14 protein-coding genes are annotated in these 13,140 nt (G+C 68.1%); 6 read left to right on the top strand and 8 right to left on the bottom strand.

Annotated elements, in window-relative coordinates:
- Nucleotides 1–40 precede the first annotated feature (40 nt).
- The 6 genes from OCH7691_RS13855 to OCH7691_RS13880 form a co-directional block, all read right to left on the bottom strand.
- On the bottom strand, nt 41–1,033 hold the full coding sequence (locus tag OCH7691_RS13855; RefSeq protein ID WP_085884475.1) for an aldo/keto reductase: 993 nt from the start codon (nt 1,031–1,033) through the stop codon (nt 41–43).
- An 8-nt stretch (nt 1,034–1,041) separates the two neighbouring features.
- Nucleotides 1,042–1,983, bottom strand: a complete 942-nt coding sequence (locus OCH7691_RS13860) for a Gfo/Idh/MocA family oxidoreductase (RefSeq protein ID WP_085884130.1) — start codon at nt 1,981–1,983, stop codon at nt 1,042–1,044.
- Between the two features lie 27 nt (nt 1,984–2,010).
- A complete protein-coding gene (locus tag OCH7691_RS13865) occupies nt 2,011–2,850 on the bottom strand; it encodes a class III extradiol dioxygenase subunit beta (RefSeq protein ID WP_085884131.1) in 840 nt (279 codons plus the stop codon).
- Entirely contained in the window at nt 2,843–3,232 is a 390-nt protein-coding gene (gene ligA, locus OCH7691_RS13870; protein ID WP_085884132.1) for a protocatechuate 4,5-dioxygenase subunit alpha, read from the bottom strand. Before ligA ends, OCH7691_RS13865 begins: the two co-directional genes overlap by 8 nt.
- The gene (locus OCH7691_RS13875) at nt 3,229–4,155 is read right to left on the bottom strand and encodes an NAD(P)-dependent oxidoreductase (protein WP_217807989.1); all 927 of its coding nucleotides are present in this window, start codon (nt 4,153–4,155) and stop codon (nt 3,229–3,231) included. Before OCH7691_RS13875 ends, ligA begins: the two co-directional genes overlap by 4 nt.
- A gap of 135 nt (nt 4,156–4,290) precedes the next feature.
- The gene (locus OCH7691_RS13880) at nt 4,291–5,523 is read right to left on the bottom strand and encodes a LysR family transcriptional regulator (RefSeq protein WP_217807990.1); all 1,233 of its coding nucleotides are present in this window, start codon (nt 5,521–5,523) and stop codon (nt 4,291–4,293) included.
- A 159-nt stretch (nt 5,524–5,682) separates the two neighbouring features.
- Between OCH7691_RS13880 and OCH7691_RS13885 the strand changes: the two genes are divergently transcribed.
- Genes OCH7691_RS13885 through OCH7691_RS13900 form a run of 4 tightly spaced genes read left to right on the top strand, consistent with a single transcriptional unit; the run spans nt 5,683 to nt 9,031 of the window.
- A complete protein-coding gene (locus tag OCH7691_RS13885) occupies nt 5,683–6,417 on the top strand; it encodes a PIG-L deacetylase family protein (protein WP_085884134.1) in 735 nt (244 codons plus the stop codon).
- Nucleotides 6,417–7,091, top strand: coding sequence for a 4-carboxy-4-hydroxy-2-oxoadipate aldolase/oxaloacetate decarboxylase (locus OCH7691_RS13890; protein WP_085884135.1), 675 nt, complete (start codon nt 6,417–6,419; stop codon nt 7,089–7,091). The genes OCH7691_RS13885 and OCH7691_RS13890 overlap by 1 nt, the downstream gene beginning before the upstream one ends.
- Nucleotides 7,084–8,142, top strand: a complete 1,059-nt coding sequence (locus OCH7691_RS13895; protein WP_085884136.1) for a 4-oxalomesaconate tautomerase — start codon at nt 7,084–7,086, stop codon at nt 8,140–8,142. The genes OCH7691_RS13890 and OCH7691_RS13895 overlap by 8 nt, the downstream gene beginning before the upstream one ends.
- A gap of 16 nt (nt 8,143–8,158) precedes the next feature.
- Nucleotides 8,159–9,031, top strand: coding sequence for an amidohydrolase family protein (locus OCH7691_RS13900; RefSeq protein ID WP_085884137.1), 873 nt, complete (start codon nt 8,159–8,161; stop codon nt 9,029–9,031).
- Between the two features lie 18 nt (nt 9,032–9,049).
- Here the strand turns inward: OCH7691_RS13900 and OCH7691_RS13905 are convergent, their stop codons facing one another.
- Together OCH7691_RS13905 and OCH7691_RS13910 are read right to left on the bottom strand one after the other, a co-directional pair.
- On the bottom strand, nt 9,050–10,285 hold the full coding sequence (locus OCH7691_RS13905) for an NAD(P)/FAD-dependent oxidoreductase (protein WP_085884138.1): 1,236 nt from the start codon (nt 10,283–10,285) through the stop codon (nt 9,050–9,052).
- On the bottom strand, nt 10,273–11,400 hold the full coding sequence (locus OCH7691_RS13910) for an NAD(P)/FAD-dependent oxidoreductase (RefSeq protein WP_176245055.1): 1,128 nt from the start codon (nt 11,398–11,400) through the stop codon (nt 10,273–10,275). The genes OCH7691_RS13905 and OCH7691_RS13910 overlap by 13 nt, the downstream gene beginning before the upstream one ends.
- 199 nt (nt 11,401–11,599) lie before the next feature.
- On the opposite strand from OCH7691_RS13910, the gene OCH7691_RS23310 reads away from it, so the two are divergent.
- Together OCH7691_RS23310 and OCH7691_RS13920 are read left to right on the top strand one after the other, a co-directional pair.
- Complete coding sequence (locus tag OCH7691_RS23310) at nt 11,600–12,055, top strand: universal stress protein (protein WP_176245056.1); 456 nt, start codon at nt 11,600–11,602, stop codon at nt 12,053–12,055.
- Between the two features lie 152 nt (nt 12,056–12,207).
- A complete protein-coding gene (locus OCH7691_RS13920; RefSeq protein ID WP_085884140.1) occupies nt 12,208–13,140 on the top strand; it encodes a hypothetical protein in 933 nt (310 codons plus the stop codon).

Below are 13,140 nucleotides of genomic sequence, written 5' to 3' on the forward strand. Positions count from 1 at the left end.
CCCCGACGATGTCGGGGGAGCAGTGTCCGCTATCGCCCTCTCAGGCGAATTCCTCGGTATCGACCGTGGCCTGCGCGGCCGCGTTGTAGCGCGACCCGGTCACCGTGCGCTCGTTGATGAGCGCCTCGAGGCGGGCCATCGTCGGCGCATCGAGACGCCAGCGGGCGGCGCCAAGATTTTCCTCCAGGTGATCGATCCGCGTGGTGCCGGGGATCGGCACGATATGCGGCGCCTTGGCAAGCAGCCAGGAAAGCGCAAGCTGGGCCATCGAGCAGCCGACCTCACCCGCAATCTCGGCAAAACCGTCCAGCAGCTTGAGATTCTTCGCGTAATTCTCCGGCGTGAAGCGCGGCATCGTGGCGCGGATGTCGCCGTCGGGGAAGCCCGTCACGTCGCGCAGCTTGCCGGTGAGGAAGGCCCGGGCGAGCGGGCTGAAAGCGACCAGCGTGGCGCCGATTTCCCGGCAGGTTTCCAGCACGCCGATTTCGACATTCCGCGACCACAGCGAGTATTCGCTCTGCACGGCTGCGATCGGATGCACCTTGTGCGCGCGGCGCACCGTCGCCGCCGAGACCTCGGACAATCCGATGGCGCGGATCTTGCCCGCAGCGACGAGGTCGGCGAGCGCGCCGACGCTGTCCTCGATCGGCACCTTCTTGTCCATCCGGTGAAGATAGTAGAGGTCGATCACGTCGGTGCCGAGACGGCGCAGCGCACCCTCGCAGGTCTTCTTCAGGGTCTCCGGGCGGCCGTCGAGCGCGCGCTTGCCATCGGGCCCCCGGTCCATGCCGCACTTGCTGGCGAGCAGGAACTCGTCGCGACGATGCATGACGGCCCGGCCGAGCAGTTCCTCGTTATGGCCGAGGCCGTAGATCGCCGCCGTATCCAGGTGGGTGCAGCCCAGATCGAGCGCCCGGTTCAGCAGCGCCGAGGCGTCCACCTCGTCCGGGCCGGGGCCATAACCGTGTGAGAGGTTCATGCAGCCCAGACCGATCGGATAGATCGATCCCGGGCCGAGTGTCCGTTCCGCAATCTTGTCGCTCAACCGAGACTCCTTTCGATCAGATCGAGCGTCCGCATCGCCGGCAGGCACTGGGCGACGGAGCCGTTGGGCTCACGTCCCTCCCGGATGGCGCCGATGAACTCGCGGTCGATCAGCTCGATTCCGTTGTTCGAGACCGCGACGCCCGACAGATCGACCTGTTCCTCCTTGCCGGTGAACAGATCGTCATAGCGGGCGATGTAGGTCCCGTTATCGCAGATATAACGGAAGAACGTCCCGAGCGGACCATCATTATTGAACGAAAGCGACAGCGTGCAGACCGCGCCGGACGGAACCTTGAGGCCGATCGACATGTCCATGGCGATGCCGAGTTCCGGATGGATCGGGCCTTGCAGCCCGAAGGCGCGGCTCGCCGTCTCGCCGGTCTGGTACTGGAACAGGTCGACCGTGTGGCAGGCGTGATGCCAGAGCAGGTGGTCGGTCCAGGAGCGTGGTTCGCCCAGCGCGTTCTTGTTGGTGCGCCGGAAGAAATAGGTCTGCACGTCCATCTGCTGGATCTTCAGCTCGCCGGCCTCGATCCGGTTGTGGATCCACTGATGGCTCGGGTTGAAGCGGCGGACATGGCCGGCCATGGCGACCAGCCCGGTTTCCCGCTGGGCCGCGACGAGCGCCTCGGAATCGGCCAGGCTGTCGGCCATCGGGATCTCGACGAGCACATGCTTGCCGGCCTTCAGGCACTGGATCGCCTGGGCCGCGTGCAACTGCGTCGGCGTCGACAGGATCACCGCGTCGACGTCGTCGCGGGCCAGGCTTTCCTCCAGGTCGGTCGTCGCATGCGGGATGCCGCGCTCGGCGGCGAAGCCATCGATGCTGTTCGACCGGCCGACGACCGAGGTCACGCGTACATCCTCGATCGCGCCGAGGGCATCCAGATGCTTCCGCCCGAAGGCGCCCGCCGCGCCGGCTACACAGACTCTCATCACCACCTCTTCTTCCTCTCTCCCAGGCTAGTCGTTCTCGAGCACCAGATGCCCGACCGCGGTGTTGGACGCGGGCACGTGATAGTGCCGGTGCACTTCCCTGACCCGGGCGTTCATCGCGCCGCGCATCACCAGCCACATCACCAGCTCGATCCCTTCCGAGCCGGCCTCGCGCAGGTACTCGACATGGGGTATGGCCGCCGCGGCCTCCGGCTCGTTGACCAGCAGGTCGAGGAAGCGCCGGTCGAAGTCCGCATTGATCAGCCCGGCGCGCTCAGCCTGCAACTGGTGCGACATGCCGCCGGTGCCGAAGATCGCGACGCGCAGGCCCGGCTCGAAGCTGTCAACCGCGCGGCGGATCGCCCTGCCGAGCTGGAAGCAGCGGTTGCCGGTCGGCGGCGGATACTGAACCACGTTCACGGCCAGCGGAATGACCGGACAGGGCCAGGCCTCGGGCTGGCCGAAGGCCAGCGACAACGGCACCGTCAGGCCGTGATCGACCTCCATCTCGTTGACGATCGTCAGATCGAACTCGTCCAGGATCACCGACTGGGCAATATGCCAGGCGAGATCCGGATGACCCTTGACGAGCGGCACCGGCCGGGCACCCCAGCCCTCGTCGGCCGGCCGGTACTCGGCGGCGCAGCCGAGCGCGAAGGTCGGGATGATCTCCAGCGAAAAGGCGTTGGCATGATCGTTGAAGACGACGATGGCAACGTCGGGCTTGAGTTCGGCCATCCATTTCCGAGAGGCCTCGTAGCCGGCAAACAGCGGCTGCCAGTAGGGCTCCGCGGTCTTGCCCTGGTCCATCGCCACGCCGATGGCGGGCACGTGGGACGTCGCGTAACCGCCGACGATCTCAGCCATTCGACCACTCCGACTTGCTGCGGTTGCCGGCGATCGGGCGTCCGCCCCTGAGCATCATGTCGCGATAGTCCTCCAGCGCCATGCCGGTCATCAGGGCGGCCAGTTCCTGAAAGGTCAGGCCGTCGGTCGCCGCCAGTTTCGCCGTGTAATAGACATTCCCGCCAAGGCCGAGCATGCGGTTCCAGTCGCGCGCCAGGACGGCCTGCCGCTGTTCCCCGGACATCGGGAAGCGGTCCAGGTAACTGGCCTCGTCCGCCTTGAACGCCTCCCGGTTGCCGGCCACGCGCAGCGACATGCAGAACATGTTCAGGTGGTAGCCCTGGCGTGACCGGGCCGCGTCGAACACGTGCGTGCCCGGAATGTCGTCGTAATCCGCTGTCATGCCGCCTCGTCCTTGCTCGGGATCCGTTCGATCAGGGCGTCGGCGAGAACGCGGTAGTCGTCGTTCTCCATCGGCAGGCCGAGCCCCCCTATTTCCGCCTGCCAGCCAACCGTCGCCGCGGCCATTCGGGGCGCCAGCCCCAGTTCCTCGACGGTCCGCGCCACCTCGCGCATCTCGGCCGCGCGCCGCGTGCCGTGGATCATCGCCCGGCTCATCATGTAGGCCGCCCGCCCGGCGACGTCGAAACCGGGGAAACTCTTCTCCAGCGAGGCCAGCACGGTCTCGTCGACACCCGCCTTCCGGCCGGTGAGCACGCATTCGAGAAACAGCGCCTCCATGCCCTTGATCATGATCGATCGTACCATCTTGATCGACGAGGCGGCGCCGACCGGCCCCTCGACCGCCTGCGCATTCATGCCGAGTGCCCCAAGCCGTTCCAGAGCCGCCGCCGCGTGCGGCCCGGCGACCAGCAGCGGCGTCCGGTGCAGACCCGGATGGACCGGCGCCATGACCGCCGTGTCGACGTAGCGGCCGCCGGCGGCCTCGATCGACAACGCGGCCCGGCGCTTGCTCTCGGGCGAGCAGGAATTGCAGTCGAAATAGAGCGCGCCGGCGCCGATCCCCGGTGCGGCCGCCTCCGCCGCGACGAGCGCCTGATCGGCGGTCACGGTCGAGAATATCGCCGCGGCGCCGGCCAGCGCCCCGGCAAGGCTCGCCGCACCGGTGATGCCGGTCCGAGCGTAATCGGCCCGCTTGGCCGCGACGATGGCGGCGTCGGCCGAGTCGGTCTTGATGTCATAGGCGACGATCGCTTCGGTTCGCCCGGCGCCCCATCCGGCAACGAAGGCCTGCGCGGCCTCGCCATAACCGATGAAGGCGACCGTTCCCGGCGCTGTTCCCCTGTTTTCGCTGATGCCTGCCACGTTCCCGTTCTCCCGTCCGGCGGGCTCTTCGACCGTCCGCTGCTCGACCGGCGTACCATTCAACGGCCAACCTGAATAATCGGAAATTCATCTCCGCTATTCATTTCTTGAATAATGCGACCGGGTCAATGCCGCTCAGGGCTGCGCCGTTGCCAGCTCGCCCGCCCGGCGCAGGCAATCGAGGAAGGCGCTCTGGGTCCCGGTCGGCCGCCAGTCCCGCCGGCAGGTCGTTCCGATCGGCCGGACCGTGCCGGCGCTATCGACGGGGAGCGGCGCGAGCAGGCCCATTTCCTGCTCGTGGCGGATCTGGTGGGTCGAGATCAGGGTCAGCCGATCGGAACCCGTCAGCAACCCGCGGATCAACACCAGTGAGCTTGCCTCGACGATCGACGATGGCTCGCTCACGCCCGCGAACAGCGCCTCGAAATGGCGGCGTGTCGGCGTGCCGCGGCGGGCAACCACCCAGGGATAGGCGGCCAGGTCGTCGCGCCCGATCGCCCCCTGCCGGCACAACGGATGGCCGGCCCGGCCGACCACCGCGAGCGGATCGCGGAACAGCTCCTCCTGCACGACATCGTCGATCGGCACCGGAATGCGCAGCGCACCGACCAGCACGTCGATATCGCCATGGCGAAGCCCGTGCAGCAGGTCGTCATAGGGGCCGTCGATAACGCTGAACCTGACATCGGGCCGGGATTCCATCAGCATGTTGATCGCGCTCGGCAGCACGAAGGTTCGCGCCAGCGGCATCGTGCCGACGACGATCCGGCCCTGGTCGACGCCCAGCGTCTCGCCGATCTCGGCGAAGCCCTGGGCCAGTTCGGCGAAGGCGAGCCGCACCGAGCGGGCGAGCATCTCGGCCGCCGGCGTGACCTCAATCCCGCCGGCACTCTTGATGAACAGGGCAAGCCCGGACAGCCGCTCCAGGTCGCGCGCCGCCCGGTGCAGGCTCGGTTGCGACACCCCCGCCTCGCGCGCCGCGAGGGTGAAGTTCCCGGCCCGGGCGACGGCAACCAGCGCCCGGAGCTGCGCGCTGGTCGCCAACTGGTCGAAATTCGAGAAGCCGCGCCCGCCCCGTCGCGCGCCCAGGCGGAGCGCCTCGCGGGCGCCGTTCCGGACCAGCGAGAGCGCCCGCTCGACACGGGAGAGAAAACGCTGGCCCAGTTCGTTGACCCGCATGCCGCCCGGCGAGCGCACGAACATCGGCGCGCCGAGCTGTCCTTCCAGCTTGGCAAGCGCCTGGGTGATCGCCGGCTGCGACAGGTGGACCCGCGTCGCGGCCTGCGAGATGCTGCCGCTCGCGGCGACTTCGCGAAAGGCGCGGAGATGGCGAAAATTCGGCATCCGGTCGTACAGGATCTCGTCCACGCCCCACCCTTCCCACATTTCTTTTTCTCTATAGCCATTTCTTATACTGCTGCATCGAGATTGGAATAGGGAACAGCGTATTGCGCGGGGATACTGCCCGGAGATTTCTTTCCGCGGCGCGCCCTCGGGCGGCCGCGCATCCTGCTTCACGAGGCTTCCATGACAGACCGCAAGACAGCCCTGGTGATCAGCGCCCATGCCGCCGACTTCGTCTGGCGCTGCGCCGGCGCGATCGCGTTGCACCAGGAAAAGGGCTACGACGTCACCATCGTCTGCCTCTCGTTCGGCGAGCGCGGAGAATCGGCGAAACTCTGGAAGCAGGCGGGCGCGACCCTGGAAGGCGTGAAGGCGGATCGCCGGAAGGAGGCGGAGGCCGCCGCCCAGGCGCTCGACGCGCACGACATCCGCTTCCTCGACGCCGGCGACTACCCGCTCGCCCTCGACGAGGCGAAGAAGTTCGCGCTCGTCGACATCATCCGCGCGGTCCAGCCGGCTTTCATGTTGAGCCATTCGCTCTACGATCCCTACAATACCGACCACATGTACGCGACCAACGTCGCCATGGAATGCCGCATGATCGCCCAGGCCTGGGGCCACAATCCCGGCCAGAAGGTGCTCGGCGCGCCGCAGCTCTACCTGTTCGAGCCGCACCAGACCGAGCAGATGGGCTGGAAGCCGGATGTCTTCCTCGACATCACCCCGGTCTGGGAGAAGAAGCGCGCGGCCATCGAATGCATGCAGGGCCAGGAGCATCTCTGGACCTACTACACCAACCTCGCGGAGAACCGGGGCAACCATTTCCGGCGCAACTCGGGCGGCCAGTCCGGCGGCCGGCCGGCGAAATATGCCGAGGGTTTCCAGTCGATCTACCCGCGCACCGTGGACGAACTCTGATGTCGGGAATCGTCGTCAGGGAAATCGCGCGCGCCCCGCAGGCCATCATCGACGGTCTCGGCGCCTGCGGCGTCGCCACCGTGCACGAGGCGCAGGGCCGGAAGGGTCTGCTCGCCGCGTCCATGCGGCCGATCTATCCGGGGGCGCGGCTCGCCGCCTCGGCGGTGACGATCTCCGCCCCGCCCGGCGACAACTGGATGGTCCACGTGGCGATCGAGCAGCTCACGAGCGGCGACATCCTCGTGCTCGCGCCGACCTCGCCCTGCGAAGACGGCTATTTCGGCGACCTGCTTGCGACGTCGGCGCGGGCCCGGGGCGGCGTCGGGCTGGTGATCGACGCCGGCGTCCGCGATGTCCGTGACCTGACGGAGATGGGCTTCCCGGTCTGGTCGAAGGCCGTCTTCGCCCAGGGCACGGTGAAGGAGACCATCGGCTCGGTCAATGTCCCGGTGGTCTGCGCCGGTGCGCTGGTCAATCCCGGCGATGTCATCGTCGCCGACGACGACGGTGTCTGCGTCGTGCGCCGCGAGGAAGCCGAAGCGGTACTCGCGAAGGCGCGCGACCGCGAGGCGAAGGAAGTCGAGAAGCGCAAGCGGCTCGCCGCCGGCGAGCTTGGCCTCGACATCTACGACATGCGCGGGCGGCTGGCCGAGAAAGGCCTGAAATATGTCTGACGGCGTCCGCTGCATGTGGATGCGCGGCGGCACCTCGAAGGGCGGTTTCTTCCTGCATGAAGACCTGCCGGCCGATCCGGCGATCCGCGACGCCTTCCTGCTGTCGGTCATGGGCTCGCCCGACCCGCGCCAGATCGACGGGCTGGGCGGCGCCGACCCGCTCGCCTCCAAGGTCGCGGTGGTGCGACGCTCGGAGCGCGAGGGCGTCGACGTGGATTACCTGTTCCTGCAGGTCTTCGTCGACCAGCCGATCGTCACCGACAAGCAGAACTGCGGCAATATGCTGGCCGGCGTCGGCCCCTTCGCGATCGAGCGCGGACTCGTGCCCGCGACCGGCGACGAGACCCCGGTGACCATCTTCATGGAGAACACCGGCCAGACCGCGACGGCGCTGGTCGCGACACCGGGCGGCCGGGTGACTTATGCCGGAACGGCGCGGATCGACGGCGTGCCGGGTACCGCCGCCCCCGTCCCCGTCACCTTCCAGGACACCGCCGGCTCGACCTGCGGCGCGCTTCTGCCGACCGGCAACCTGGTCGACGTGATCGACGGTGTCGAGGTCACCTGCATCGACAACGGGATGCCGGTAGTCGTGATGCGGGCCGCCGACCTCGGGATCACCGGCGACGAGAGCCGCCAGACGCTGGATGCGGACGAGACGCTGAAGGCGAAGCTCGAGAAGATCCGCCTTGAAGCCGGCCCGCTGATGAATCTCGGCGATGTTCGCGCCGCCTCGGTGCCGAAGATGTGCCTCGTCTCGGCGCCGAAGGCCGGTGGTGCGGTCTGCACGCGCACCTTCATCCCGCATCGCTGTCACGCCTCGATCGGCGTCCTCGGCGCGGTCAGCGTGGCCACCGCCTGCATGCTGCCCGGCACCCCCGGGGCGTCCGTCGCGACGATCCCGGATGGCGCCCGCAGGACCCTCGACATCGAGCATCCGATCGGCGCCATGTCGGTGGTGGTCGAGGTCGACGGCAGCGGCGCGGTCAGCAACGCCGCCATCCTCAGGACCGCACGCAAGCTGTTCGACGGCACCGTCTTCGCCGCCTGACTTACCGGAGTATTCGATGGATCCCGACTGGCTGCCCTTCCACCCGGACCCGACCAGGCCGGCCTTCGTCCCGCCGGAAGGCGCGGTCGATGCCCATTGCCATGTCTTCGGACCCGCCGCGCAGTTCCCGTACGCGCCGGAACGGAAATACACCCCCTGCGACGCCTCGAAGGAGCAGCTGTTCGCGCTCCGCGATTTTCTCGGCTTCGACCGCAACGTGATCGTCCAGGCGACCTGTCACGGCAAGGACAACCGGGCGCTGGTCGATGCGCTGAAGAGCTCCGGCGGCAAGGCGCGCGGCGTCGTCTCGGTCGGCCCTGACGTGAGCGACGAGGCACTGGCCGAAATGGACGCGGCGGGCGTGCGCGGCGTGCGCTTCAATTTCGTCAAGCGGCTGGTCGATGCGACACCGAAGGACGTCTTCCTCGGGATCGCCGAACGGATCGCCAGACTGGGCTGGCATGTCGTGGTCTATTTCGAGGCGGCCGACCTCGAGGAACTGATCCCCTTCCTGAAGGAGATCCCGACGACGATCGTGGTCGATCACATGGGCCGCCCCGACATCGCGAAGGGCGTCGACAATCCGGGCTTCCGGCGCTTCGTCGGCCTGATGGAAGATGTGCCCACCCTCTGGTCAAAGGTAACCTGCCCGGAACGGCTGAGCCTGGAAGGCCCGCCCGCCTACGCCGACGTCGCGCCCTTCGCCCGCCACATCGTCGACCGTTTCACCGACCGCGTGCTCTGGGGCACCGACTGGCCGCATCCGAACATGAAATCGCACATGCCGGACGACGGCCACCTGGTCGACGTGATCCCGCATATCGCGACCGATGCGGCGAAACAGCGGGCCCTGCTGGTCGACAACCCGATGCGGCTCTACTGGGCCTGAGGCGGAACGGCCGGGCGATCAGGCGAGCAGCGATTTCAGCGGGAAATCCGGGTCGGCCGCCTGATCGGGGGTCGGCGAGACGCCGGCGGCGAGCAGTTTCCGGCCCTGCAGATGGTCGCCCGCGCGGTTGACGGAATCGATCGCCCGCAGTTCCGTCCCCCTGAAATGGAAGAGCGAGAATTTCCCGAGCGCCGGATCGCCCCGCAGGACCGTGCGATCGCAGCCGTCCTGCAGCCCGACCATCTGCAGCTTGACGTCATACTGGTCCGACCAGAACCACGGTACTGTGACATAGGGCCGGTCATGGCCGGCGATGGTGGCCGCGACCGTGCGCCCCAGATCGGCTGCGTTCTGCACCGATTCAAGGCGGATCCGCCGTCCGGTGAACGGATGCTCGACCGCCGCGCAATCGCCGGCGGCGAGGATCGCGGGGTCCGACGTGCGGCCGTGACCGTCGACGACGATGCCGTTGTCGATGGTGAGCCCGGCCGCCTCGGCAAGCGCGGTTTCGGGGACGACGCCGATCCCGACCAGCACCAGCTCGGCCTTGTGGCTGCTGCCGTCGGCGCAGGCGACAGCGCTCACCGCGCCACTCTCGCCCGTTATCGCGTTGACTGCCATGCCGCAGGCGATGTCGACGCCGTGACCGCGATGGAGCGCGGTGAAGAAGTCGGACAGTTCGGGCGACAGGACACGCGCCATGACCCGTGGCAGGGCCTCCAGCACGCGGACCCGCTTGCCGAGTTTCGCGGCAGCAGCGGCAAATTCGAGGCCGATGAAGCCGGCGCCGATAACCACGACGTCCGCGGCGCGGGCAAGCGCCGCCTTGATCCGGTCACTGTCGTCGAGGCTCCTGAGATCGAAGACCCCGGCAAGATCGGCGCCCGGCACCGGCAGCCGCCGGACGCGGGCGCCGGTTGCGAGCACGAGATGGCTGTAGGGCAGCGTCGTGCCATCCACGAGGCGCACCTGCCTTGACGACCGCTCGATCGCCGTGACCCGGGTGCCGAGCCGAAGCGCGATGTTATGTTTTCCGTAATAGTCTTCGTTGCGAAAACTCAGCCGTTCCCGCGCCAGGTCGCCGAGCATGTAGCTCTTGGACAGCGGCGGGCGCTGGTAGGGCAGATGCGGCTCCTCGCCCACCAGGGCCACCGGCCCGTCGAAGCCTTCGCGGCGCAGCGAGTCCGCGACCTGGTAGCCCGCCTGTCCGGCACCGACGACGACGACCCCGCGCTCCGCCTCTATGCCTGCCATGTCGCCGCCTTCCCTCTACTGTCGTGACTTGAAGCCTGCGCGAACCGGTCCGCGCGACAAGGCGCGAGCAGTACTTCGTCCGAGCCGTCGAGCAGTTCCGCCGCCGCGAGGCGGGCCACGGTCGGGGCGAGCGTCACCCCGGCATGCATCGCCGCCAGGTAGAGACCGTCAATCCCCGCGACGGCCCCGACGATCGGCAGCCCGTCATCCGGCATTGGCCGCCAGCCGACGCTGACCTGTTCGAGGCGGAGTGCTTCCGTGCCGCGCAGGCCGGCGCGGATCGCAGCAAGCGCCCGGGCCGCGACCGCATCCGGGCCGTTCGTGGCCGTATCGTCCAGATAATCCTCGGCCGCCAGCAGGCTCCCGGCGCCGCGCCGTCGGACCTCGAAACCGGGACCGGACAGGATCGGCCCGGGCGACATGGCGATCCCGCGACAATGCAGCAGGATCGCCGGCGAGACATGGAGTGGCAGGGCCACGCCGAGAGGTGCTGCGAGCGCCGCCGCGCCCGCCCCGGCGGCCAGCACCACGTGGTCCGCCGGGATCCGTTCTGTGCCCACATTCACGCCGTCGACCCGGCCATCGCTCGCGGTGATCGCGTCGACGGGGGTGCGGTCGCGCAGAACCGCCCCGGCCTCGCACGCGGCCGCGACCAGCACCCGCACGGCAGCCGGCGGGTCGACCGCGCCTTCGCCGCCCGCCCATGCGGCAACCGCCGGCGGATCGACGAGCATCGGGGCCCGTGCCATGATCTCGGCGCGTTCCAGCAGGAGGACGTCGTAGCCCCGCTCGGCATGATCGCTGACCAAACGCTCGGTTGCCCCGGTATCGGCGGTCCAGGAGAGCGCCCCCCGCCACTCCGGCGCAAGTCGGCCATCCAGTCGCGCATCCAGCCTGTGCCAGTCTTCCATCGCGGCCTGCCGAAGTCGCGCACAGGGCGCCGCCATGCCGTGCGTGACGGTGATCCAGCCGAAGCTTGCGGCGGTCGCCCCGCCGCCGGGGATGCCTGCTTCAAGCAAGGTCACCGCGGCACCCCGGCGCGCGAGATCAAGGGCGATCGCCGCACCGACGATGCCGGCGCCGATCACGGCGATTGTCGGTCCTGTTCCGCCCACGGCTCTCCCCCATCTCCTGCCCCACCATCGCAACCGCACGAGAGTTGATCAAGGTCAAGGCGGCCAACCGGCCATTCCCGCAGTCTGGCGGCATCGCATCGCATGGCCGGCACGACCACCCGCGAGGGCGTATCCGGCCCCCGCCCCGTTCGACCGACCGTTTGAGGGGTTGGCCGGAGCGCGCACGGAGGATACCGAAATGGTCGCGAAATACCTTGTCGCCGTCGACGGCTCCAGCCACGGCTGGAAGGCGCTCGACCTCGCCGTCGATCTGGCCGCCCAGCGCCACGCCGGGCTGGTCATCCTACATGTCGTCCGCCACGAACCGGTGCCGGACGGCCTCGAACGCTTCGCCGAGGTCGAGGGCATCCGCAAGGACGAGCTCGCGGCCCGCTACGAGGCCGGCGGCAGGATGGGGGCCGGCATCCTCCGCGAAGCCGAGATCCGCGCCCGGAGCGCGAAGATCGACGGGGTCGAGAGCCGGACCGAGGAAGGCGACCCGGCCAGTCAGATCGCGCTCGTCGCCCGGCAGGTCCATGCCGAGATGATCTTCATCGGCAGCCGCGGCCTGAACGACGCGGCAGGCCTGCTGATGGGCAGCGTTTCCCACAAGGTGCTGCATCTGGCCCGCTGCACCTGCGTCGCCGTCCGCTAACCGCCGGGCTCTTCCGCTCCGGCGGCGGCCCAGACGACTGTGTTCTGGATCACATTATCGTGATACACGGCCGCCTACCTGTCTGAACAGGTGCCGAAAGAAAGCCGAGAAGCGGCCGACGGACGGCACCCTGGTCAAACAGGGGAACGGCAATGAATGCAATATTCGACTTTCCGGCAACCGACCGCTACGCCCGGTGTATTCGTGCCTCGAAGCAGGTCCGCTGGGACATCGACAATGATGTGATCCGTGATCGGCATTTCGACCGGTCCGACAAGTTCCTGCCCGACGGACTCTCGCTCGTCCGCGACTTCACCACGCTCTCTGTCGACGAACAGCACTTCCTCAGCCAGATCCAGGGCCGCACCTACGCCAACATCTTCGGTCTGGCGGAGCGCTTCATCAACGCCAAGATACTCGAGCTCAGCCGCGACTACTGGCTCGGCGACCAGGTGGCACTCGAAGCGCTGGTCCGCTTCAGCGACGAGGAACTGAAGCATCAGGCCCTGTTCCGGCGGATCGAGGAGATGATCGCCGAGACCTTGCCGGCAGGCTATCGCTTCGACGTCGATCCGGATCAGGTGGCGATGGCCGTGCTCGGCAGCAGCACCTGGGCGGTGCTGGCGCTGACCCACGACATCGAGCTCTTCACCCAGCTGCATTACCGCCAGTCGATCGAGCCCGACAGCATGCTCTCGCCGCTCTTCAAGGACGTCTTCCTGTTCCACTGGAAGGAGGAAAGCCAGCACGCGATCCTCGACGAACTGGAATGGAAGCGTCATGACGCGACATTCAGCCCGGCGGAACGAGATCAGGCAGTCGATGATTTCATCGGCCTTGTCGGCGCCGTCGACGGAATCCTCCAGGTCCAGGCCAAGGCCGATGCCGCCTATTTCGTCGCCGCCTGCGGACGCACCGTGGACGTCGAGGAAGCAGCCGAAATCGAGACCGGAATCGTCGCCGCCTATCGCTGGCAGTATATCCACTCCGGCGCCGACCATCCGCACTTCCAGAAAGTGCTCGGCAGCCTCGTCAGCGAGCAACAGCTCGGCCGCATCGCGGCCACGCTCGGGGCACTCCAGTAG

It is taken from the genome of Oceanibacterium hippocampi, assembly GCF_900172325.1.
GTDB lineage: Bacteria > Pseudomonadota > Alphaproteobacteria > Sneathiellales > Sneathiellaceae > Oceanibacterium > Oceanibacterium hippocampi.